26 protein-coding genes are annotated in these 21,658 nt (G+C 74.0%); 15 read left to right on the top strand and 11 right to left on the bottom strand.

Features of this window, described 5'->3' with window-relative positions; all coding sequences use genetic code 11:
* Window positions 1-26 precede the first annotated feature (26 nt).
* Window positions 27-2,105: a cellulose binding domain-containing protein gene (locus ACLQ2W_RS32045; protein ID WP_425791416.1), complete on the bottom strand. Its 2,079-nt coding sequence runs from the start codon at window positions 2,103-2,105 to the stop codon at window positions 27-29.
* Between the two features lie 227 nt (window positions 2,106-2,332).
* On the opposite strand from ACLQ2W_RS32045, the gene ACLQ2W_RS32040 reads away from it, so the two are divergent.
* The 7 genes from ACLQ2W_RS32040 to ACLQ2W_RS32010 all read left to right on the top strand — a co-directional run bounded on the left by ACLQ2W_RS32040 (window position 2,333) and on the right by ACLQ2W_RS32010 (window position 8,697).
* The gene (locus ACLQ2W_RS32040) at window positions 2,333-3,085 is read left to right on the top strand and encodes a lytic polysaccharide monooxygenase (RefSeq protein ID WP_425791414.1); all 753 of its coding nucleotides are present in this window, start codon (window positions 2,333-2,335) and stop codon (window positions 3,083-3,085) included.
* A gap of 157 nt (window positions 3,086-3,242) precedes the next feature.
* Window positions 3,243-3,809, top strand: coding sequence for a DUF305 domain-containing protein (locus ACLQ2W_RS32035; RefSeq protein ID WP_425791412.1), 567 nt, complete (start codon window positions 3,243-3,245; stop codon window positions 3,807-3,809).
* Between the two features lie 447 nt (window positions 3,810-4,256).
* The gene (locus ACLQ2W_RS32030) at window positions 4,257-5,846 is read left to right on the top strand and encodes a DHA2 family efflux MFS transporter permease subunit (protein ID WP_425791410.1); all 1,590 of its coding nucleotides are present in this window, start codon (window positions 4,257-4,259) and stop codon (window positions 5,844-5,846) included.
* A gap of 282 nt (window positions 5,847-6,128) precedes the next feature.
* Window positions 6,129-6,356: a hypothetical protein gene (locus ACLQ2W_RS32025; RefSeq protein ID WP_425791408.1), complete on the top strand. Its 228-nt coding sequence runs from the start codon at window positions 6,129-6,131 to the stop codon at window positions 6,354-6,356.
* 36 nt (window positions 6,357-6,392) lie between these two features.
* Window positions 6,393-7,475 (top strand): NYN domain-containing protein, encoded by a 1,083-nt coding sequence (locus ACLQ2W_RS32020; RefSeq protein WP_425791406.1) that lies wholly within the window; start codon window positions 6,393-6,395, stop codon window positions 7,473-7,475.
* Between the two features lie 14 nt (window positions 7,476-7,489).
* The gene (locus ACLQ2W_RS32015) at window positions 7,490-7,963 is read left to right on the top strand and encodes a molybdenum cofactor biosysynthesis protein (protein ID WP_425791404.1); all 474 of its coding nucleotides are present in this window, start codon (window positions 7,490-7,492) and stop codon (window positions 7,961-7,963) included.
* A 167-nt stretch (window positions 7,964-8,130) separates the two neighbouring features.
* Window positions 8,131-8,697 (top strand): sigma-70 family RNA polymerase sigma factor, encoded by a 567-nt coding sequence (locus ACLQ2W_RS32010; protein ID WP_405089264.1) that lies wholly within the window; start codon window positions 8,131-8,133, stop codon window positions 8,695-8,697.
* A 126-nt stretch (window positions 8,698-8,823) separates the two neighbouring features.
* On the opposite strand, the gene ACLQ2W_RS32005 is transcribed toward ACLQ2W_RS32010, so the two are convergent.
* From ACLQ2W_RS32005 to ACLQ2W_RS31995, 3 genes are all read right to left on the bottom strand, one after another.
* Window positions 8,824-9,561: a zf-HC2 domain-containing protein gene (locus ACLQ2W_RS32005; RefSeq protein ID WP_425791402.1), complete on the bottom strand. Its 738-nt coding sequence runs from the start codon at window positions 9,559-9,561 to the stop codon at window positions 8,824-8,826.
* A 156-nt stretch (window positions 9,562-9,717) separates the two neighbouring features.
* Window positions 9,718-9,999 carry a hypothetical protein gene (locus ACLQ2W_RS32000; RefSeq protein WP_425791400.1) on the bottom strand — a complete coding sequence of 94 codons (282 nt, stop codon included), beginning with the start codon at window positions 9,997-9,999 and terminating at the stop codon, window positions 9,718-9,720.
* A complete protein-coding gene (locus tag ACLQ2W_RS31995; protein WP_425791399.1) occupies window positions 9,996-10,379 on the bottom strand; it encodes a hypothetical protein in 384 nt (127 codons plus the stop codon). Before ACLQ2W_RS31995 ends, ACLQ2W_RS32000 begins: the two co-directional genes overlap by 4 nt.
* Before the next feature lie 179 nt (window positions 10,380-10,558).
* Here ACLQ2W_RS31995 and ACLQ2W_RS31990 point away from each other — a divergent pair, with 179 nt between their 5' ends.
* From ACLQ2W_RS31990 to ACLQ2W_RS31970, 5 genes are all read left to right on the top strand, one after another.
* The gene (locus ACLQ2W_RS31990) at window positions 10,559-11,365 is read left to right on the top strand and encodes a helix-turn-helix domain-containing protein (protein ID WP_425791397.1); all 807 of its coding nucleotides are present in this window, start codon (window positions 10,559-10,561) and stop codon (window positions 11,363-11,365) included.
* Entirely contained in the window at window positions 11,352-11,543 is a 192-nt protein-coding gene (locus tag ACLQ2W_RS31985) for a DUF397 domain-containing protein (RefSeq protein WP_425791395.1), read from the top strand. The genes ACLQ2W_RS31990 and ACLQ2W_RS31985 overlap by 14 nt, the downstream gene beginning before the upstream one ends.
* Before the next feature lie 166 nt (window positions 11,544-11,709).
* Window positions 11,710-12,342, top strand: a complete 633-nt coding sequence (locus ACLQ2W_RS31980; RefSeq protein ID WP_425791393.1) for a dihydrofolate reductase family protein — start codon at window positions 11,710-11,712, stop codon at window positions 12,340-12,342.
* Between the two features lie 185 nt (window positions 12,343-12,527).
* Entirely contained in the window at window positions 12,528-12,917 is a 390-nt protein-coding gene (locus ACLQ2W_RS31975; protein ID WP_425791391.1) for a VOC family protein, read from the top strand.
* 9 nt (window positions 12,918-12,926) lie between these two features.
* Complete coding sequence (locus ACLQ2W_RS31970) at window positions 12,927-13,307, top strand: VOC family protein (RefSeq protein WP_425791389.1); 381 nt, start codon at window positions 12,927-12,929, stop codon at window positions 13,305-13,307.
* A 1-nt stretch (window position 13,308) separates the two neighbouring features.
* On the opposite strand, the gene ACLQ2W_RS31965 is transcribed toward ACLQ2W_RS31970, so the two are convergent.
* The 5 genes from ACLQ2W_RS31965 to ACLQ2W_RS31945 form a co-directional block, all read right to left on the bottom strand.
* On the bottom strand, window positions 13,309-14,100 hold the full coding sequence (locus ACLQ2W_RS31965; protein ID WP_425791387.1) for a shikimate dehydrogenase family protein: 792 nt from the start codon (window positions 14,098-14,100) through the stop codon (window positions 13,309-13,311).
* On the bottom strand, window positions 14,097-14,669 hold the full coding sequence (locus ACLQ2W_RS31960; RefSeq protein ID WP_425791385.1) for an NADPH-dependent FMN reductase: 573 nt from the start codon (window positions 14,667-14,669) through the stop codon (window positions 14,097-14,099). Before ACLQ2W_RS31960 ends, ACLQ2W_RS31965 begins: the two co-directional genes overlap by 4 nt.
* Entirely contained in the window at window positions 14,666-15,607 is a 942-nt protein-coding gene (locus ACLQ2W_RS31955; RefSeq protein ID WP_425791383.1) for an ROK family protein, read from the bottom strand. Before ACLQ2W_RS31955 ends, ACLQ2W_RS31960 begins: the two co-directional genes overlap by 4 nt.
* Before the next feature lie 7 nt (window positions 15,608-15,614).
* Window positions 15,615-15,968: a DoxX family protein gene (locus ACLQ2W_RS31950; protein WP_387200007.1), complete on the bottom strand. Its 354-nt coding sequence runs from the start codon at window positions 15,966-15,968 to the stop codon at window positions 15,615-15,617.
* A gap of 63 nt (window positions 15,969-16,031) precedes the next feature.
* Window positions 16,032-16,463, bottom strand: a complete 432-nt coding sequence (locus tag ACLQ2W_RS31945) for a type II 3-dehydroquinate dehydratase (RefSeq protein ID WP_107161134.1) — start codon at window positions 16,461-16,463, stop codon at window positions 16,032-16,034.
* A 183-nt stretch (window positions 16,464-16,646) separates the two neighbouring features.
* On the opposite strand from ACLQ2W_RS31945, the gene ACLQ2W_RS31940 reads away from it, so the two are divergent.
* From ACLQ2W_RS31940 to ACLQ2W_RS31930, 3 genes are read left to right on the top strand one after another with little or no spacing between them, the layout of a single operon-like run.
* A complete protein-coding gene (locus ACLQ2W_RS31940; RefSeq protein ID WP_107161136.1) occupies window positions 16,647-17,804 on the top strand; it encodes a DegT/DnrJ/EryC1/StrS family aminotransferase in 1,158 nt (385 codons plus the stop codon).
* A complete protein-coding gene (locus ACLQ2W_RS31935; protein WP_425791380.1) occupies window positions 17,801-18,922 on the top strand; it encodes a Gfo/Idh/MocA family protein in 1,122 nt (373 codons plus the stop codon). The genes ACLQ2W_RS31940 and ACLQ2W_RS31935 overlap by 4 nt, the downstream gene beginning before the upstream one ends.
* A 34-nt stretch (window positions 18,923-18,956) precedes the next feature.
* On the top strand, window positions 18,957-19,646 hold the full coding sequence (locus ACLQ2W_RS31930; RefSeq protein WP_396769784.1) for an HAD-IA family hydrolase: 690 nt from the start codon (window positions 18,957-18,959) through the stop codon (window positions 19,644-19,646).
* A gap of 222 nt (window positions 19,647-19,868) precedes the next feature.
* Here ACLQ2W_RS31930 and ACLQ2W_RS31925 read toward each other — a convergent pair whose 3' ends face one another.
* Both ACLQ2W_RS31925 and ACLQ2W_RS31920 read right to left on the bottom strand, forming a co-directional pair.
* Window positions 19,869-20,879 carry a 3-dehydroquinate synthase family protein gene (locus tag ACLQ2W_RS31925; protein ID WP_425791378.1) on the bottom strand — a complete coding sequence of 337 codons (1,011 nt, stop codon included), beginning with the start codon at window positions 20,877-20,879 and terminating at the stop codon, window positions 19,869-19,871.
* Window positions 20,876-21,652: a hypothetical protein gene (locus ACLQ2W_RS31920; RefSeq protein WP_425791376.1), complete on the bottom strand. Its 777-nt coding sequence runs from the start codon at window positions 21,650-21,652 to the stop codon at window positions 20,876-20,878. The genes ACLQ2W_RS31925 and ACLQ2W_RS31920 overlap by 4 nt, the downstream gene beginning before the upstream one ends.
* Window positions 21,653-21,658 lie beyond the last annotated feature (6 nt).

The raw sequence follows: 21,658 nt of genomic DNA, 5'->3' as shown, positions 1-21,658 counted from the left end.
CCCGGCTCAGGGGGCGGGCCGCCGGCTCAGGGCCGGATGGTGCAGACCGTGCCGTTGAGCCGGAACACGCCGGGCGGCACATTCGGCCCGCTGTACGCCCCGACGAACCCGACGCTGGTGCTCCCACCGTCGGCGGCCAGCCGGCGGTTGTCGGCGGTCGGGGTCACCCGGACCTCCGTGCCGGTCTGCGTCCAGGTGCCGCTCCAGCCGCTGCTCACCTGCTGCCAGCCGGTGGGCCAGGTCCAGGTCAGCGTCCAGCCGTCGACCGGGTCGGGGCCGGTGTTGACCACCTCGACGGTCGCCACGTAGCCGTTGCCCCAGTCGGTGTCGTTGTGGAAGCGGACCGCGCAGCCGCTGTCGGCCGGGCTGCCGGTGGCGAACGTCAGCGGCGGGGACGACCAGGACACCCGGCCGGCGGTGTCCCGGGCCAGCACGTTGACCGTGTAGCGGGTGCCCGGTTCGAGGTTGCGCACCGTGAACGAGGTGCCGGCGGTCTCGCCGAGCTGCTCGCTGACGGCGCCGTACTGCCGGTACACCTCGTACTTCGCGATCGGCGCGGCGCCCACGGCGGCGGCCGGCCAGGAGAGGGTCGCGGCGCGGTCGGTCACCGCGCCCGCGGTCGGCCGGCCCGGCGCGCCCGGCCGCCCGGCGGAGCTGCCGGCCGGTCGGAGCACGAGCGTGGTCAGCGAGTACGGCGGCAGCGTCCGGGTGGTGGCGCTGCCGGAGCGGTCGGTGGTCACGCCGCTCGCGCCGTTGGTCAGCGTGTGCACGGTCGGCGCCTCGTCCGCCGGGGTGAAGCCGGCGTAGTCGACCGCCACCGGGTACGCGGTGTCCGGGTCCTTGTTGAGCAGCAGCACCGCGAGGCTGCCGTCCGGCCGACGCACCGCGTGCGCGCTGACCAGCGGCTGGTCGGTGCCGGCGCGGACGAACTGGTCACCGGGGCGGGCGAACGTGTTCATCATGGACAGCGCGTGGTACGGCGCGAACGGCGTGTTGAACGGCGGCTCGCACACCTCGCCGTCGCCTGTGCAGCCGCCACTGGAGAGCAGCCCGAAGTCGCCGTAGTCGGTCTGGCCGGCGACCTCGGAGACGGTGCCGATGCCGTTGTGCACGTTCCACCACTGCACGGTGAAGACACCCTGCTCCAGCAGGCCGCTGTAGGCGTCGGCGAGGAACAGCGCGCCGGGCTGGGTGGTGCGGCCGGCGTCGACGTTCAGCTCGGTGAGGCTGATCCCGATCCGGTCGGCGTTCGCGCCGGCGTACCTGTCGATCTGCTGGCGCAGCAGCCAGGTGGCGTCGGAGATCTGGTTGGTCCGGGTCAGCGACTCGGCGGCGGTGCCGCCCGGGTACCAGTGCACGTCCACGAAGTCGATCTTCGGGCCGGCGAGCGAGAGCACGGTCCGGTTCCACGGTCCCGGGTCGCCGCCGGCGGTGATGCCGTCCGGCCAGTTGCCGGGCATGGTGAGCACCGCGCCGACCTTGACGCTCGGGTCGACCGCCTTCATCGCGTCGGCGTACTCGATCACCAGCTTGGCGTACTGGGTGGCGCTCTTGTCGGCGTGGTCGTCGGCCTCCCAGGCCGAACCGTAGAGGCCGTTGCCGTAGTTCTCGTTGCCGACGGTCCACCACTTCGCGCCGTAGCCCTTGGTGATGTTGGCGTACCGCACCCAGTCGGCCGCCTCGGCCGGCGTGCCGGTGCCGTAGTTGGCGATGATCATCGGTTGGGCGCCGACCCGACGGGCCGCCGCCATGAACGTGTCGAAGTCGGTGTCCGGCGCGACGTAGCCGCCGGGCGCGGTGTGCGTCTTCCAGTGGTAGATGTCGGCGTACGAGCCGCCGGGGTAGCGCAGCATCCGCACGCCGGCGGCCTTGAGCAGGTCGGACGTCTCGGGGCTGCCGAGCTTCGCGTCCCAGATGGCGTGGTTGACGCCGAGCGCGGTGTCCGGCACGGTGGCCAGCCCGGCGCGGGCGTTCACGGTCACCGCGACCGGGTCGGCGGCGGCCTCGGCGGCGGGTGGTCCGACGGTGGCGAGCGCGGTGGTGACGAGCAGCAGGCTCGCCGCGTACGCGGTCCACCGGCGTGGGCGGGGCAGGGATCTCCTCATGCGGGTGTCCTTCGAGAGGCGGGTTCTCCCGGATCGGTGCCGCCGTCCTCCCGGATGCCTGCCGGCGTCCGGGTGCCCAGGGACGACGATCGGCTCCGCGCGCTGATCAGAATTTCACGCGTGGCGCGCTCGACTCAAGGCTTAATTTATAGATAGGAGTCTTTACTGTTAACAAGGTTTAATTTATGTTCATGGCACCTTCCGTTCCGCCCGAAGGAGTTGCCACCATGCGCCGAAGAATCACACTTCCGCTGCTCAGCGCCGGTGCCGTCACCGCGGCCCTGGCGCTCGCCGCGCCCGCCCAAGCCCACGGCTACGTCTCCTCGCCGCCCAGCCGGCAGGCGCTCTGCGCGCAGAACCGGGTGCCCGACTGCGGTCAGATCCGGTACGAGCCGCAGAGCGTCGAGGGGCCCAAGGGCCTGAAGAGCTGCCACGCCGGCATCGCCCAGTTCGCGGTGCTCAACGACGACAGCCGCAACTGGCCGGCCACCACGGTCGGCAGCACCGCCACGTTCACCTGGGTCAACACCGCCCGGCACGCCACCGCCAACTGGGAGTACTGGATCGGCAACACCCGGGTCGCGGTGGTCGACGGCGGTGGCCGGCAACCCGACGCCACCGTGTCGCACACCGTCAACCTGGGCGGCTTCTCCGGCCGGCAGAAGCTGCTCGCGGTCTGGAACATCGCCGACACCGCGAACGCGTTCTACGCCTGCGTGGACCTCCAGATCGGCGGCGGGGGCGGCAACCCGACTCCCACGCCGTCGCCGACCCCGTCGCCCACCCGGACCGCCACGCCGGCACCGACGCCCGCCCCGACCGGCTCGCCGGTGCCGGGCGGCACCTGGACCGCCGGCCGCGCGTACCAGGTCGGCGACACGGTCACCTACGACGGCCGCAGCTACCGCTGCCGCCAGGCGCACACCGCGATCGCCGGCTGGGAACCCCCCAACGTCCCCGCCCTCTGGCAGCAGCTCTGACCCCCGCACCCCCTCACCCTCACCCCCACCCCCACCCCCACCCCGGCTCGCACTTTCACGGAAAGAGTGGCCATGCCACGCGGAATGACCACTCTTTCCGTGAATCAGCGGGGTGGGGGGAGGGGATGGGGAGGGGTGGTTTCGATTGGAGGAATGGATGCGTCGGGGTGTTGTCGTGGTGGTGGTGTTGGTCGGGGTGCTCGGCCTCGGCGGGTGTGGTGGTGGGGCGGTGGCGCCCGTGGCGTCCCGGTCCGCGCCGGCCGTCGACGGTGCTGCCAGCGGCATCGACGCGCTCTTCCTGGCCATGATGGTGGCGCACACCGGGCAGACGCTGGAGATCGTCGGTGTCGGCCTCGACCGGGCCACCGACCCGCGGGTGCGGACGTTGATCGCCGCGATCCGGGCCACCGAGACCGACGAGTTGGCCACCATGCGCCGGTGGCTGCGCGAGGCCGGCCCGTCGGCTGCGGCCGCCGCCACGCGGCACGACCACTCCGGGCACAGCGACGCCGCCGCCGGGCTGACCCGGCTGCGGGCCGCCCGGGCCGCCGACGTCGACCGGGTGCTGCTCGACGTGCTCACCCGGCACCAGCGCACCGCCGCCGCGCTGGCCCACGCCCAGGTCACGGCCGGCACCAGCGAACGGGTACGCGACCTCGCCACCCGCATCGACCGCTCCCGTACGGCCGAGATCGCCCTGATGGCGGACCTGTCCCCGGCGTGACGCGGCCGTCGACAGTGGAGCGGCGGCACCGTGGGAGCGGCCCGGTGTCGGTGCCGCAGCCGGCAAGGTGGCACGCCGCTGCCCCGGCGTCGGAACTCCGACATCGGATCCGTATCGACGCCGCGCCGTAAACATGACGTTCGTCACGGTGACGGACGGGTCCCGGACCGGTCGAGAGGCGTCGACCCGAGCGGCGAATCCGGGCGTAGGGGTGCTTACGGTGCGGCTTCTCGGAGGCGAGTGGGGCGGAACCCGGGCGACGCCCGGGGCGACGGGCGGGTGTCCGGAAGCACGGCCGTTCGCCTCTTGGCAAAACCGGCCGCACGATGTCGCACTCCGTGACTAGGCTTCCGTGCCGGACGTCGCCCACCGCACGTCCGCCCGCGCGCCCCACGGCGCGCGGCGTCGCCACCGCATCGAGCCGAACCGGAACCCAGGAGACTGTCTGTGACCCAGCAATCCGTAGCGACATCGAACAAACTCGACGCCGCGGTGCTCAAGGTGGCCGGTGTCGTCGTGCTCGGCGCCGTCATGTCGATCCTCGACGTGACCGTCGTCAGCGTGGCCATCCCCACGTTCCAGCGCGAGTTCGACGCCTCCTACGCGCGCGTCGCCTGGACCATGACCGCCTACACTCTCGCGCTTGCCACGGTGATCCCGCTCAGCGGCTGGGCCGCGGACCGGTTCGGCACCAAACGGCTCTACATGGTGGCGCTGGCGCTGTTCACCATCGGCTCCGGGCTCTGCGCCACCGCCGACTCCATCGGCGAGCTGATCGCCTGGCGGGTGGTCCAGGGCCTCGGCGGCGGCATGCTCATGCCGCTCGGCATGACGATCATGACGCGGGCCGCCGGTCCGCACCGGATCGGCCGGTTGATGGCCGTGCTCGGCATCCCGATGCTGCTCGGCCCGATCGGTGGCCCGATCCTCGGTGGCTGGCTGATCGACACCGCGAGCTGGCACTGGATCTTCCTGATCAACGTGCCGATCGGCGTGGTCGCGCTCGTCTACGCCCAGCTCGCCCTGCCGAAGGACGCCCCCGAGCCCTCGGAGTCCTTCGACTTCCTCGGCATGCTGATGCTCTCGCCGGGCCTGGCCCTGTTCCTCTACGGCGTCTCCTCGCTGCCGGAGGCCGGCACGGTCACCGACCCCGAGGTCTGGCTGCCCATGGCGGCCGGCGCCGCGCTCGTGGTCGCGTTCGTCCGCTACTCGTTCCGGCCCCGGCACCCGCTGCTCGACCTGCGGCTGTTCCGCAACCGCAACCTGACCGTCGCCGCGCTGACCCTGGTCGTCTTCATCATCGCGTTCATGGGTGCGGGCCTGCTGTTCCCGAGCTACTTCCTCCAGATCCGGGGCGAGACCACGCTCAACGCCGGCCTGCTGATGGCGCCGCAGGGCATCGGCGCGATGCTCACCATGCCGATCGGCGGCATGCTCGCCGACCGGGTGCCGATCGGCCGGACGGCGCCCTTCTCGCTGGTGCTCATCGCGGCCGGGTTCTTCACCTTCACCCAGGTCGGCACCGACACGTCCTACGTTCTGCTCTGCGGTTCGCTGTTCGTGATGGGCCTCGGCATGGGCGGCACCATGATGCCGATCATGACCTCGGCGCTGAAGACGCTGAACGCGGCCGACGTGGCCCGCGGCTCGACGCTCGTCAACATCCTCCAGCAGATCGCCGGGTCGGTGGGCGCCGCGATGATGTCGGTGATCCTCACCAGCGAGCTGAACGGCTCCCGGCCGATCCCCGGCGTGACCGATCCGGGCACCGGCGCGCCGGTCACCGAGGCCCAGCTCGCCATCGCGGTGCAGCAGCAGCCCGAGTTGGCGCAGCAGTTCCCGGTGCCGCCGTCGCTGATCGAGCGCGGGCTCGACTTCGCGGCCAGCTCGTTCGCCACCACGTTCTGGGTCGCCTTCGGGCTGGCGGTGCTCACCTTCGTCCCGGCCGCCTTCCTGCCCCGCCGGCGGGAGCCGTCGCACCTGCTGGACGGCGAGTCGGGCGAGGAACAGCGCCCGACGCCGGTGCCGATGCACTGATCCGCCCTGTCCCGTGGGGGCCGACCGCCGACGGCGGCCGGCCCCCACGCCGCTTCCGGCGGGCGAATGCCGATCCCCGTCGTCGGCCGGGCAGCGCGGACGGCGCTTCCGGCGGGTGATCCTGATCCCCGTCGTCGGCCGGGCAGCGCGGACGGCGGCCGATCCCCGGATCCACCCGTCTGTGGGCCGGGGGCGCTTCCGGTGGCCGATGCCGGATCCGCCACCGGCGGGCCGGGCAGCACCTAGGCTCGAACCGGGAGAGCCGGGGGAGAGGCGGGCGGGGTGAGCGCAGGCGGCGGGGACCGGTCGGCGCGGCGGCGTACGCGGCTGCTGCTGGCGGGCCTGCTGGCCGTGGTCGGGCTGATCCTGCTGCTGCTCGGTCTCACCGTCGCCAACGGCCCGGTCGCCGGGGTCGAGGTGGTGCTCGCGCTGGCGCTCCTGGTGGCCAGCTACGCCGTCCAGCGAGTCGCCCGCCGAGAGATCGTCTACCGCGACGAGCGGCGGCGCTGACCGGCGCGCCGGCCCGACCCCGCTAGGCTGGCCGACGTGGATCAGGAAGACCGGATCGCGCTGTTCCTCGACTACGAGAACCTGGCGCTGGGCGTACGAGACCATCACGGCGGTCGGCCGTTCGACCTTCGTCCGATCGCCGACGCCCTGGCCGAACGCGGCCGGGTGGTGGTGCGCCGGGCGTACGCCGACTGGTCGTACTTCGACGAGGACCGGCGGATGCTGACCCGGTCGCACGTCGAGTTGATCGAGATCCCGCAGCGGATGGGCTTCTCCCGCAAGAACGCGGCCGACATCAAGATGGCCGTGGACGCGGTCGAGCTGGCCTTCGAACGGGGCTACATCTCGACGTTCGTGATCTGCACCGGGGACAGCGACTTCACCCCGCTCGTGCACAAGCTGCGGGAACTCAACAAGCGGGTGATCGGCGTCGGGGTGGAGAAGTCGACCTCCGCGTTGCTGCCGCCGGCCTGCGACGAGTTCCTCTACTACGACCGCCTCGAAGGGGTGGACGTGCCGCCGCCCGCCGCCCGCCGGACCCGTCCCACCCGGTCGACGGGGCCGACGGTGGCGGAGCCGCCGCCCGAACCCGTGGTGGAGACCGCGCCGGGTGAGGAGGAGTCGCCGCGCGACGTCGACACGCTCGCCGTCCTGCTGGTGCAGACCGTGGCCGGCATGCAGGGCAGCGGCGGTGGCGAGGTGACCGCGTCCGGCCTGAAACGCGCGCTGCTCCGCAAGGACCCCACGTTCAGCGAGTCCAACTACGGCTTCCGCACGTTCGGGGAGCTGCTGCGGCACCTGGCCGGGTCGAACGTGGTGGAGTTGGCCGCCGGCCCGGCCAAGGGCGACCCGGAGGTGTCACTGCCCGAGCGGGGCGACCGGGAGGTCACGTTCGGGCTGCTCCGCGCCGTGGTGGCGGACCTCGCCGGCGAGGGCGGCGCGGTGGCGCTCTCCGGCCTGAAGGACCAGCTCCGGCGCGCCCGGCCGGACTTCAGCGAGAAGAAGCTCGGCTACCGCAGCTTCCTCCAGTTCTGCAAGGCGGCTGCGACCGACGGCGTGGTGGAGCTGCGGTGGAGCCCGGACGACGGCGACTACCTGCTCACCCCGCAGCCCTCCTGAGCGCGGTCGTCGCCGTGCCGCACATCGTCCAGTTGCTGGCCTCGCCGGTGCACCGCTACCTGGGCCGGCCGGCGGACGGGCCGGCCCCGGCGCCGCCCGGTGAACTGGTCGACCAGGTGCGGCTCCGCGCCGGGCTGGGCATCGTCGGGGACCGCTACTACGGTCGGCCGGCGCACCGCGCCGCCAGCGTCACGCTGATCGCGCAGGAGTCGCTGCCGGCCGGCGCCGATCTCACCCAGCTCCGGCGCAACGTGCTGACCAGCGGCATCGCGGTGGACGAGCTGGTCGGGCGGGTACTCACCCTGGACTCCGGCGACGGGCCGGTCCGCCTGCGGGTGCACCGGGCCGCGCCGCCGTGCGCCTGGCTGGACGTGGTGGTCGCGCCCGGCACCTGGAAGGCGCTGCGCCGCCGGGGTGGTGTCCGCTGCGCCCCGCTCACCGATGGCGTCCTGCGGGTCGGCCCGGTCGCGGTCTCCGTCGACGACTGACCGCCGGTGCCCGGGAACTTTTCCCGCCCTCCGGCCGACCAATGTCGGGCCACCCCGATCGTCGCGGTCGGTGGCCAGGTGACGGAGAGGACGCCAGGGATGAACCGAGCGAGCGCCGCATCCGTACGGTCCGGCATGACCGGGCCGGACCGACGGGTGGGCCCGGGATGAGCCTGGACGCCGACGACGATCAGGTGACCCGGTGGGCGCACCGGGCCGGCCGGGGTGACCAGCAGGCCGCCGCCGCGTTCGTCCGCGCGCTCCAGGGACCGGTGTGGCGGTTCCTGGTCCACCTGGCCGGGCCGGCCGAGGCCGAGGACCTCGCCCAGGAGACGTTCCTGCGCGCGCTGCGCAGCCTGCCCGGGTTCGCCGGCCGCTCCTCGGCCCGGACCTGGATCTTCACCATCGCCCGCCGGGTGGCCGTGGACCACGTACGGGCCGCGACCGCCCGCCCCCGGGTGGCCGCGCTGCCCGACTGGCAGACCGCCGCCGAGGCGGCCGGGGCGGTGACCGCCGGCGGGGACGACGGGGTGGCGCTGCGCGGACTCATCGCCGGGCTCGCCCCGGACCGCCGGGAGGCGTTCGTCGCCACCCAGGTGCTCGGCCTCTCCTACGCCGAGGCGGCCGAGGTGTGCGGCTGCCCCGTCGGCACCATCCGGTCGCGGGTCGCCCGCGCCCGCGAGGACCTGGTCGCCGCCTGGGCCGGGGACGCCCGCGGTCGCCGCGCCCGCTGAGGCACCCGGGCGACGACAGGCCGAACGCGGTGGCACCGGCCGGCCCGGGGTGACCGGCCGGGCACTCGCGGGCCACCGGTCGAGGGCTCGCCGGCCCGCGCGGGGTACGGGCGGGCCGCTCGCGGGTCAGGCGGCGCGGCGGTCGCGGGCCTGCGCGGGGTACGGGCCGGGCGGCACCAGCCGCAGCGGCGTCGGCGCTGCCGGCTCCTCGGCACGCAGCGTCCAGCGCGAGCCGGTCGACCGACCCTGTCCGGGCGGTGTGTCCCCGGGACGCCACCAGGGCCGGGACAGCACCAGCATCACCGCCCAGCCGACCAGCAGGAAGCCGTGGCTGACCAGCCGGGTCATCGCCACCTGCCCGGTGATCAGGTCGTTCACCGACAGCAGCACCAGCGTGGCGACGAACGCGCTGAGCATCGGCAACAGGCCGGACGGGGTGGACCGGCGCACCGCCACATAGAGGAAACCGGCGCCCACCGCCACGTTCCACGCCGCCGACTCGTGCCACAGGTGCTGGCCGGAAGCGTGCGCGTGGGCGACCACCGCCTCCCGGCCGATCTGCGCCAGGCCCAGCACCAACTGCACCGCGCCGAGCAGACCGAGCGCCGCGCGGAGCCCGAGCGCCACCCGCCGGCGTCGGCTCGGCCGGGGCGGCGGCGCGGCGGCCAGCACGGACGCCACCAGATCGGGCACCTGTGGGGCGAGGTGGGTACGGGCCCGGCGGGTGACCGCCGCCGCGGAGTCGAACCAGCCCCGGCAGCCGGCGCAGCCGGCCAGGTGCGCCTCGGCCGCCTCGCTCTCCGACCGGGACGCCTCACCGTCCAGCTGGGCCGACAGGATCTCCCGCCACTGCTCACACGCCATGCAGGGATAGTCGTCCGGGCCGCCCACCTGGTTCCCGGCGGGGTCCCGATCCGGTACACGACTACCGACGGTGGGCGCGGGTATGCGGGCCGGAACGGCGCCGGGGGAGGATCGAGGTGACACGCCCGTTCGTGAACTGGTCCGGGAGTCTCTCGTTCACCCCGGCGGGCCGGACCGGCCGCGACGCGAGCGGTCGAGCCACGCCAGGAAGCGGTCCCAGAGGACGGCCGGCTCCGGCGCGTCGTCGGGATTCAGCGCGTACAGGTCGCGGACCGCGTCGTGCAGCGTCACCGCCAGGTAGACGGCCAACCCGACCAGGTCACCGTCGTAGTCGCGAAGCAGCGCGGCCCGTGCCGGTGGGCAGGGCCAGGGCTGCCCGTCGACGCGGCAGAGCCACACCGGGCGTACGGGGTGGTGCGGCTGGCCGCCGTCGCTCACCGCAGCCTCAGCGCCACGGCGCGGGCCTCCTGATCGGTCAGCGGCAGAAACCACAGGAAGCGACGCACGATCGCGACCGGGTCCGGCCCGTCGATCCGCCCTCGCAGGTCGCGGATGGCGCGGCGGGTGATCCGGGAGAACTCGGGGAGCAGCTCCGCCCGCCGCGCCGCACCGGTCGGCACGGACCGCAGCGTCGGGCAGGGCCAGTCCCGCCCGCATCCGTCGCACACCCAGGCGGGGCCGCAGGCGCGGTGGGCGGACAGCCACGCCGGCCGCGCGCTGTTCGTCGCGGGCCGGCCGGTGCAGCGGTACGGCGACCCGGGCGGCCCGAGCCGCCGGGCTCCCGGTCCACGGTGCCGTCTCGACCATTCCTCGGCCATGCGTACTCCTCAGGTCGCCGGGGGATCGGGCCGGGTGGTCCCCGCGCGATCCGGATGGTGACACTCTGCGGTGGAGGCGCTACGGTCGGAAGGGGGTTGCCCGGTCCGTGAGGGGCTGGGAGAACCGCTCGGTTCATGCGTGGTCCCGGGCAGTCGATCTCTGGTTTGGAGCGCGCTGAATGGCTGAGGTGCCGGGACCACTCGCCGGTTTCATCGTTACCGAGATCCGGCGGGCCCGGGGCGCGGCGGGCCTGACGCAGGAGGCGTTCGGCAAGCATGCCGGGTTCAGCGCGTCGCACGTCAGCGCCGTCGAGGGCCGAACCCGGGCGTTGACCGTCGACTTCATCCGGGGCACGGACCGGGCCCTGCGCAACGGCGGGCTCTTCGAGCGGCTGGTGGCCGAGTTGGGCATGCCGTCGTGGTTCCGGCCGTGGCTCGACGCCGAACGCGGCGCGACCCAACTCCGCTACTTCGAGCCCACCCTGATCCCCGGCCTCCTCCAGATCGAGCACTATGCGCGCGGCGTGCTCCGCACCGTCGACAGCCTCACCGACGCGGAGGTGGAGCAGCGGGTGTCGGCGCGGATGGACCGCCAGAACATCCTGACCGGAGAGCGTCCCCCGCAGTTCGTCGCGGTGATCGACGAGGGCGCGTTGCGGCGTGGCGGCGACGGTCTCGGAGGGATCATGCCGCAACAGATCGCCCACCTGATCGCGCTCGCCGAGCGACCGCACGTGCACATCCACGTCATCCCGTGGGACAGCGGACTGCACGTCGGACTGTCCGGGCCGTTCGCGCTGGCGCGGTCGGTCGACGGGCTGTGGGTGGGGCACCTGGAGAGCCAACTCGGCGGCGACGTGGTCGACAAGGACGACGAGGTGGCTACGCTTCAGGCGAGGTGGGAGAGCGTGCGGAACGAAGCTCTGCCGCGCCGGCAGTCCATCGGTCTACTGAAGGAAGTGGAGAACCAGCATGGACCTGAGTAACGCGCGGTGGCGGACGTCCACCCGTAGCGGGGCGAGCGGCGGCAACTGCGTCGAGGTGGCCGGCGACCTTCCCGGTGGGGTCGGCGTACGCGACTCGAAGGACCCGTCCGGTCCGGTGCTCGTGTTCGGCCCGACGACGTGGCGCGCGTTCGTCGCCCAGCTCCCCGAACGGCGGTAACCCGCCTGACACCCGCCGTGGGTGGAACACCACGGCTGTCTCCGGCCCGTTCTGACAGCCGTGGTGTTCCACCGGCCGCTTTTCCCGGTCGCCGGCGGCGATGAGTTCGGCGAGGGGCACCGGTCTACCTCCCGACCGAGATGACCAGACGACCGGAGCACGGGCCATGGGGCTGATCCACATCGAGCTGTTCGCCACCCTCGACCTCGTCGGGCAGTCGCCCGGCGGTCCCGAGGAGGACCCGGTGGGGTTCCCGTTCGGCGGCTGGCAGGCGCCGCTGCTGGACGAGACCACCGGCGCGCAGGTGATGGCCGCGTACCAGGGCACGGACGCGCTGTTGCTCGGCCGGCGGACGTACGACATCTTCGCCGCCTACTGGCCGCACCAGGAGGGCGGCGAGGACAACGAGATCGCCACGCTGTTCAACCGCGTCCCGAAGTACGTGGCCTCCCGTGGCCGGCCCGACCTGTCGTGGCAGGGGTCCACGGTGCTCGGCCCGGACCTGGCGACGGCGCTACGCGAGGTCCGGGACCGGCACGAGCACGTGAAGGTGGTCGGCAGCCTGAACCTGGTGCAGACGCTGCTGCGCGAGAAGCTGTTCGACCGGATCGACCTCTGGGTGCACCCGATCGTGCTGGGCATCGGCAAGAAGGTGTTCGACGGCGGCGCGGTGCCCACCAACGTCACGCTCCTCGAACCGCCGGTCGCCAACCGGAAGGGCACCGTCTACCTGCGCTACGGGCTCGCCGACGGCACGCCGGGCACCGGGGACATGAGCGCGCCCGGCCGCGACGACTGACCTCGGGTCAACGGCGGCGGACCAGGGTGGCGCCCACCACGCAGGCCACCCCCGAGCAGTTGCGACCCGGCCAGCAGTCCGCCGAGGAGCAGCGCGCCCATCAGCGCCGAGCCGCAGGGTGGTGCCGCCGCTTCGCGGGGAGAACGGGTTGGCGTCCGGTGCGGTCGTGCGGAAGGCTGGCGCGCATGGTTTCGGTTCTCCAGAACGTGGCGATCGACTGTACGGACGCCTACGCGCTGGCCCGGTTCTGGAGCGACCTGACCGGCCGTCCGCTGCATCCGGAGTCCCGGCCGGGCGACCCGGAGACCCAGGTGCTGCTGGCCGAGGGCCCGGTGCTGCACTTCAACCAGGTGCCCGAGCCCAAGCGGGGCAAGAACCGCCTTCATCTGTGCCTGCGTCCGGAGACGTCGCGCGACGAGGAGGTGGCCCGCCTGCTGGCGCTCGGTGCCACCTTCGTCGCCGACCACCGGAATCCGGACGGTTCCGGCTGGGCGGTTCTCGCCGACCCGGAGGGCAACGAGTTCTGCGTGCTGCGCAGCGTGTCCGACCGGGCCGCGACGGGGGCGGGGGAGTAGGTTCCGATCATGGCCTGTCGGATCAGCGAACTCGTGCTCGACTGCCGTGACCCCGAGGCGCTGGCGCGGTTCTGGTGCGAGGTCCTCGACTTCGTGGTGCTCGACCGCGAGAGCGACGGCAGCATCGAGATCGGGCCGCGTGACGGGTTCGGCGGCCCGCAGCCGACGATCATCCTCAGCCCCACGGCCGAGCCGGAGCGGGCGAAACCCCGCCTGCACATCGACGTCAACGCCACCGACCGCGATCAGGACGCGGAGCTTGAACGCCTGCTGAGGCTCGGCGCACGCCCGGCCGACGTCGGCCAGACCGGCGAGGAGTCCTGGCACGTTCTCGCCGACCCCGAGGGCAACGAGTTCTGCCTGCTCAAAAGGCGTCTCGCACCGCTGTGACTCAGAGGCCGAAGAAGTCGAGGTAGCCGTCGATCTGGTGGGTCAGCATCGGCTCACCGGGATGCGCGGGCAGGCCCCGGTCGCGGGCGGCGCGCAGCAGCGTCGTCTCCGCCGGGGTCATGATGATGTCCGCGACCACCGCCCGCGCCGGCAGCTCCGACACCGGGAACGGCGGCGGGTCGGTCGGGCGCAGCCCCACCGGCGTCGCGTTGACCGCGAGGTCGGCGTCGGCCAGTCGCGGCCGGGACGCCGCATCGACCCGGCCGGGGTACGCGGCCGACAGCCGCCCGCCGAGCGCGGCCAGCCGGGCCGGGTCGGTGTCGGCCAGGTGCAGCGCGGCCACCCCGGCGTCGAGCAGCGCCACCGCGATGGCGCTGCCCGCGCCGCCGGCGCCCACCACGCAGACCCGCCGGCCGCGCGGGTCGTGTCCGGCCGCGACCAGCCCGCGGACGAACCCGTCGCCGTCGAACGTGTCCGCCGACCAGGTGCCGTCCGCCTCGCGGCGCAACGCGTTGACGCTGCCGGCCCGGTGCGCCCGGTCGGTGGCCCGGTCGGCGAGGTCGAGCAGGGCCGCCTTGTGCGGCACGGTCACCAGCATGCCGTGCAGGTTGGCCACCTGCCGTAGCCCGGCCACCACCTCCGGCAGCGCGGCGGCGGGCACGTGCACCGGCACCAGCACCGCGTCCGTGCCCCGCCGGGCCAGCACCGGGTTGAGCAGGCCGGGCGCGCGTACCTGCGCGATCGGGTCGCCGAGCAGCGCGTAGAGGCGGGTGGCGCCGCCGATCGCGATCATCGCACCGGCTGTGGGCGGCGCAGCGTCCGCAGCGCGCCCGCCCAGGCCACCACCTCGTCGAGCATGGTGCCGACCGCCTCCCGCTGGTGCGGGCCGGGGCGGAAGTCGCGGAACGCCACGAAGTCGGTGTGCAGGGAGAGCGCCACCTGGGAGCGGACCACCGGCACCGACACCTGCCCGAGCACCAGCCGCAGGTGCTCGGCGGCCCGGGTGCCGCCGTGCACCCCGTAGCCGACCAGCCCGGCCGGCTTGTGGTGCCACTCCTGGTAGAGCACGTCGATCGCGTCCTTGAGCACGCCCGGGATCGAGTGGTTGTACTCCGGGGTGACGAAGACGAACGCGTCCAGCGCGCCGACGACCGCGCCCCACCGGCGGATCGCCGGTCGGCTCGACGGTGCCATCGACGGGGGTAGCGGCTCGGCGAAGTGGGGCAGCGGATGGTCCGCCAGGTCGACGAGTTCCGCGTCGACGTCCGGCCGCGCGCCGGCGATGTCGCACACCCAGCGCGCCACCGCGTCGGCCTTGCGGCCCGGGCGGGTGCTGCCGGCGACGACCCCGATCCTGATCATTGGGTGTTCTCCCTTGGTCGAGGCCCGGTCCCGGGCGGGACCGGGGCGCCCGCGAGGTCGCGGGCGAGGTGGAGCGCGCCGTGCAGCGAGGAGAGCCCGCCGAGCGCGGCGGCGACGACGCGGGGCGCGGGCCGCCCCGGACGGCCGACGGCGAGGTCTCCGACCAGCGGCACGAAACCGGGCAGGCCGGTGGCGAACCCGCCGCCGACGATCGCCAGGTCGGCGGCGAGCAGCTCGCCGAGGCTCACCACCGCGGCGGCCAGCGCGGCGCAGGCCGGCCGGATCGCCGCCACCGCCCACGGCCGGCCGTCGTCCAGCCCGGCGCGCAGCCGGTGGTGGTCGACCGGCCCGCCCCGCAGTCGGGCGGCGCGGCGCAGCGTGGCCGGCCCGGACGCGACCGCCTGGAGGCAGCCGGACCGTCCACAGTCGCACCGGTCCCCACCCAGGTCCACCACCATGTGCCCGACCTCGGCGGACGCGCCGGCCGGGGCGTTGCGCCCGCCGAGCACGAGCCCGCCGCCGACGCCGGTGCCGACCCCGAGATAGAGCACGTCGTCGCGGTCCGCGTGCCGGGCCTCGGCCAGGGCCGCCAGGTCGCCGTCGTCGGCGTACCCGGTCGGGGTGTCGGGGAACAGGCGACGCAGCGCGCCGGCCAGGTCCAGGCCGACCCAGCTCGGCCGGCCGGGCCAGGCCACGACCGCGCCGGCCCGGTCGACGGTCGCCGGCATGGCCACGCCGACCGCGTCGACCGGGCCGAAGCCGGCGCGCAGCGCGGCCACCTCGGCGGCCAGCACGGCCAGGTCGGCGGCCGGGTCCGCGCCGGCCGGCCAGGTGACGATCCGTTCGTACGCGGGCCGGCCGGCCGCCTCGGCGCGCAGCGCGACCTTGGTGCCCCCGACGTCGACGCCCAGCAGCGCGGCGCCCGGCCCGCCCGTCACGCCGGCCTCAGTGCGCCAGCAGGTGCAGGAACGCCAGCGCGGCCGAGGCGAACGCGAAGAACAACGGCACCATGATCACCTTGCCGTCGTCCTTGGCACGCAGGTGGTAGGCCACGGCGGCGATCAGCAGCACGGTGATCGCCACCGCGGCGGCCACGCCGAGCTGCCAGAACTTCAGGCCCAGCAGCAGCCCGGCGACGCCGGCCAACTCCAGCAGGCCGATGACGCGGGTCAGCCCAGCGGAGACGCCGAGGTGCGACATCCGCTGGCGCATCTGCGCGTTGCCGGTGAGCTTCTGCACGGCCAGCGGAATCAGGATGATGGCCAGCAGGATGGTGAGAACGATGATCGCGACGGTCACGGGGTTCCTCGGGGGTCGGGTCGCCGCGGCGGACGACCGGTACGGGTGCGACGGGGTGGACGGTCAGGGCACGGTCGCGACGAGCGCGCGGGCCGCCAGCCGGTAACCGAGCGCACCGAGGCCCACGATCACCCCCGAGGCCAGCGGGGCGAGCACCGAGTCGTGCCGGAAGCTCTCCCGGGCCCACACGTTGGACAGGTGGACCTCCAGCCACGGATGGGGATAGTTGGCCAGCGCGTCGCGCAGGCTCCAACCGGCGATCATCAACGCGCCCGGGTTCACGATCGCGCCCACCGTCTCATAACTGTCCTGGATGGTACGGATCATCTCGCCCTCGCAGTCGTGCTGCCTCGCGACGACCCGCCACCCCCGTCCGGCGACCTCCTCGCCGACCGCCCGCTCGATGTCCGCCACCGTGTCGGTGCCGTAGATCTCCGGTTCCCGTTTGCCGAGGATGCCCAGGTTCGGGCCGTTGAGCAGGAGCACCTCGGGCACGTTGCACCTCACCGGGGACGGACGACGACAGGTCATCGGAGTATCGACCCCGTTGCCCGTGCGGACCCCCGCCGGCAGGGGGCGGTTAGGGGCGGCTAGGGGCCGTTAGGGGAGGTCAGCGCCGTGCCGGCTCGGTTAGCGTCCTGCCGGGCCGTTCCAATCTGGATCAGGGAGTGGGACATCATGAGTGATCTGTCGGCACCGGAGTTCCCCGAGTGGCCGCAGTTCGGCGACGAGGAACGGACCGGCCTCATCCGGGCCCTGGAGCAGGGCCAGTGGTGGCGTGTCGGAGGCAACGAGGTCGACACGTTCGAGGCCGAGTTCGCCGCGTACCACGGGTCGTCGCACGCGCTGGCCGTCACCAACGGCACGCACGCGCTGGAGGTGGCGCTGGAGGTCCTGGGCGTCGGACCGGGCACCGAGGTGATCGTCCCGGCCTTCACGTTCATCTCCTCGTCGCTTGCCGCGCAGCGCCTCGGCGCGGTGGCCGTGCCGGTCGACGTGGACCTGGACACCTACTGCGTCGACCCGGACGCGGTGGCCGCCGCGATCACCGACCGGACCCGGGTGGTGATGCCGGTGCACATGGCCGGGCAGTTCGCCGACATGGACGCGCTCGACAAGATCACCTCCGACGCCGGCGTCGCGCTGCTCCAGGACGCCGCGCACGCGCACGGCGCGCAGTGGCAGGGCAAGCGGGTCGGTGAACTCGGCTCCGTCGCCGCGTTCAGCTTCCAGAACGGCAAGCTGATGACCGCCGGCGAGGGCGGCGCGGTGCTCTTCCCCGACGAGGAGAGCTACGAGAAGGCGTTCCTGGTGCACAGCTGCGGCCGGCCCCGCACCGACCGGGACTACCTGCACCGCACCACCGGCTCGAACTACCGGATGAACGAGTTCAGCGCCGCCGTGCTGCGCGCCCAACTGTCCCGCCTGGACGGTCAGATCGCGGTGCGCGAGCAGCGCTGGCCGCTGCTGGCGAGCCTGCTCGCCGAGATCCCCGGCGTGGTGCCGCAGGGACGCGACCCGCGCGGTGACCGCAACCCGCACTACATGGCCATGTTCCGGATCCCCGGCATCACGTCGGAACGCCGCCGGGTCGTGGTCGACGAGCTGATCGCCCGGGGCATCCCGGCGTTCGTCGCGTTCCGCGCCATCTACCGCTGCGACGGCTTCTGGCTGGCCGGCGCGCCGGACGAGACCGTCGAGCAGATCGCCGAGCGGTGCCCGAACGTCGAGCAGATCCACGCCGACTGCGTCTGGCTGCACCACCGCACGCTGCTCGGCACCGAGGAGCAGATGCACCAGATCGCCGCCGTGCTCGCCGACGTGCTGGCCGGATGACCGGGCCGCAGCCGGCCGCCGCGCCGGGGCGTACCGTCCGGGTCGCGGTGGCCGGTCTCGGCTGGGCCGGGCGGCAGATCTGGCTGCCCCGGCTCGCGGCGCACCAGCGGTTCACGGTGACCGCCGTGGTCGACCCGGACGCCGCCGCCCGGGACCGGGCCCGTGCCGCGCACGGCGTGCCCGACGCGTACGCCGACGTGGCCGACCTGCCCACCGACGCCGCCGACCTGGTGGTGGTGGCGGTCCCCAACCACCTGCACGCCACCGTGGCGGCCCGGCTGCTGCGCCGGGGCGTACCGGTGTTCCTGGAGAAGCCGGTCTGCCTCACCTCCGCCGAGGCCGACGAGCTGGCCGACGCCGAGCGCGCCGGTGGCGCGGTGCTGCTGGCCGGCAGCGCCGCCCGTTACCGCGCCGACGTGCGGGCCCTGCTGCGGGCCGTGGTCGACCTCGGGCCGGTCCGGCACGTCGACGTCGCCTGGGTACGCGCCCGGGGCGTGCCCGACGCCGGCGGCTGGTTCACCCGGCGGGACCTCTCCGGCGGCGGCGCGCTCGTCGACCTGGGCTGGCACCTGCTCGACACGGTGCTGCCGCTGCTCGGCCCGGCGCCGATCGCGCACGCGGTGGGCAGCGTCTCCGACGACTTCGTCAACGACGGCGCCGCGCAGGCCGCCTGGCGTGGCACCGCCGGGCCCGGTGGACGCGGCGACGTCGAGGACACCGCCCGCGCGTTCCTGCTCACCGCCGACGGCGCGTCCGCCGCGCTGCACGCCTGCTGGGCGTCGCACGAGGCGACGGACCGCACCACCATCTCCGTGCACGGCACCCACGGCTCGGCGACGCTGCGCTGCACGTTCGGGTTCAGCCCGAACCGGGTCGGCGCGCCGGAGCTGACCCGTACCCGCGACGGCGAGACCGTCGCGCTGCCGCTGGCCGCCGAGACCATCGGCGCCGAGTACGACCGGCAGCTCGACGCGCTGCCCGCCCTGCTCGCCGACGAGGCCAGCCGGGGCGTGGCCGCCGCCGACGCCCGCCGCACCATCGACGCCATCGAACGCGTCTACCGCTGCGCCCGGCCCACCCCGCCGGTGCCCGCGCTGGCGGGAGCGCGCGACCGGTGAGAACCACCGGGCGACCTCACCTTCGGGAGCAGCCATGAGTCAGCCGCCGTCGACCGCCGGCGCCACCGTCCTCGCCCGGCGTACGGGCCCGATCCGCGCGGTCGTGTTCGACCTCGACGGGGTCGTGGTCGACAGCTCGGCGGTGATGCGTGAGGCGTTCAGCGTCGCGTACGCCGAGGTGGTGGGCGGCGGACCGGCGCCGTTCGAGGAGTACAACAAGCACATGGGGCGGTACTTCCCGGACATCATGCGGCTGATGGGGCTGCCGCTGGAGATGGAGGCGCCGTTCGTCCGGGAGAGCTACCGGCTGGCGCACCGGGTGCCGCTGTTCCCCGGCGTCCGGGAGACGCTGGAGGCGCTGCACGAGCGTGGCGTCCGGATGGCGGTCGCCACCGGCAAGAGCGGTCCCCGCGCCCGGTCCCTGCTGGACCTGCTCGGCGTGCTCGCGCTCTTCGACCACGTGATCGGCTCGGACGAGGTGCCCCGCCCCAAGCCGGCGCCGGACATCGTGCTGCGCGCGTTGGAACTGCTCGACATGCCGCCCGGCGTGGCCATGATGGTCGGTGACGCGATCACGGACCTGACCAGCGGCCGGGACGCCGGCGTGACCACGGTGGCCACCACCTGGCACGGCGGTGACGTGACCGCGCTGCTGGCCGCCGGCCCCGACCTGGTCGCGCACAAGCCCGAGGAGCTGCTCACCCACTGCCCGGCGGTGCGCTGAGGCGCGACCCGGCGATGGTGAGGGTTGGCGCGGTCCACCCGGGTGTCACGGTGCGTGAGGGGCCACCAGGAGATGCCCGCCACGAAACGATATACCTCCAGGTCATAATTATGACCTGCGGTCATATTGCTCCTGAGTGATCTCCTTCCTCGTCGCCGACACGCCCGAGTGCCGGGCCTCGACCTCCCTACGTCGCGGATCGGCCTCTGAGTCCCGTACCGCCTACATCTCGGCCAGGGCGGCGCGGACCTCGTCCTCCGGCACGTCAGCGACCAGTTCCGGGCCGGTCGGGCCGTCCAGCACGAAGGTCAGGCCGGCGGTGGACTTCTTGTCGCGGCGCATGAACGCGATCAGCTCGTCGTGCGTCACCCCGGCCGGCAACGCCGTGTCCAGGCCGTAACCGGCCACCACCTCGTGGTGCTCGGCGACCCGCTCGGCGTCGATCCGACCGAGCCGGCCGGCCAGCCGCCCGGCGAACACCGTGCCCACGCCGACCGCCTCACCGTGCCGCAGCCGGAAGTCGGTGGCCCGCTCCAACGCGTGACCGAGCGTGTGACCGTAGTTGAGGATGTGCCGCAGCCCGGCGTCGCGCTCGTCGGCGGCGACCACCCGGGCCTTGAGCGCCACGCACGCGGTGATCTGCTCGGTCACCGTCCGGCCGCGCAGGTCGCCGGCGCCGATGAAGTGCGCGCGGGCGATCTCGCCGTAGCCGTTGCGCCGCTCCACCTCCGGCAGCGTGTCCAGGTGCTCGGTGTCGCAGAGCACCGCGCGCGGCTGCCAGTAGACGCCGACCAGGTTCTTGCCCTCCGGCAGGTTCACCGCGGTCTTGCCGCCCACGCTGGCGTCCACCTGGGCCAGCAGCGACGTCGGCAGGTGGAGCACCGCGACGCCCCGGTGGTAGAGGCCGGCGGCCAGGCCGACCACGTCGGTGGTGGTGCCGCCGCCGCAGGAGACCACCGCGTCGGCCCGGGTCAACCCGAACTCGGCGAACGCCCGGCACAACGCCTCCACGGTGGCCAGCGTCTTGTCGTGCTCGCCGTCGCGGGCCGGCACCACCCGGTGCGGCACGCCCGGGTCGGGCGTCCACTCCGGCGGCCGGGCCGAGACCACCACGACCCGGCGGGCCCCGATCCGTGCCACCTCCGCGGCCAGTCGGTGCCGCACGCCCGGGCCCACCAGCACCGGGTACGCGCGGTCGCCCAGTGCCACGTCGACCCGTTCCACGACGGTCATCCGACTCTCCCACCTGTTGCGGGGACGGTCTGCCCGGCCAGCCGCAACGCCAGCGCGGCCAGCGAGTCGACGGCCGGGTCGATGCCCCAGCGGCGGTGGCTGAGCTGGGCATGTTCGGCGATCAGGAAACCGCGCGGCGCGGCCGGGTGGTCCTCGGCGACCACCTCGGTCACCCGGTCCAGATAGCGCCGCCAGGCCGCCGACACCGGATCGTCGGCGAGCGGCAGGTCGGCGGCGGCCAGCACGATCTTGTCGGCGCCGGCATGCGCCTGCGCGGCGAGGTCCCGGCGCTGCGCCCCGGTCAGCGCGCGACTGCGGTCCTGCCAGTGCAGGAACAGGAAGGCCGCCCGGTCGCCGGCCGGCAGCAGCCCGCACAGGTGCCGCAGGTGCGCCACCGCGAGCGGCAGCTCCAGCCCGGCCAGCCAGGGTGGTTCACCGCCGAGCAGACCCAGCGCCACCTCACTGCCGGCGTGGGCGAGCGGTCCGCCCCGGGCCGGGTCGCGAACCGCGTACGCCGGGGGCGCCGGCCGGGCCGACGGGCCGAGCCGGTCCCGCGCCAGGTCCAGCGCGGCGGGCCCGGCGTGCAGGCCCAGCCGCAGCCGGGTCGGACCGGGGGAGTCGAGCCGGTCGAAGAACCAGCAGCCGCCCGGGTCGGCGGCGCGCAACTCGGCCACCAGCCCCGCCAGCACCGTGCCGACCATCTCGGCCGCCCGCACGTCGACGCATCCCCCACCGGGCACGGCGAGGTCGGCGAACAACCAGGAGCGTTCCATGGCACC

The organism is Micromonospora sp. DT227 (assembly GCF_049841835.1).
Lineage (GTDB): Bacteria > Actinomycetota > Actinomycetes > Mycobacteriales > Micromonosporaceae > Micromonospora.
Note: the sequence above shows the minus strand (reverse complement) of the source record. Positions and strands in the feature narration are given on the sequence as shown.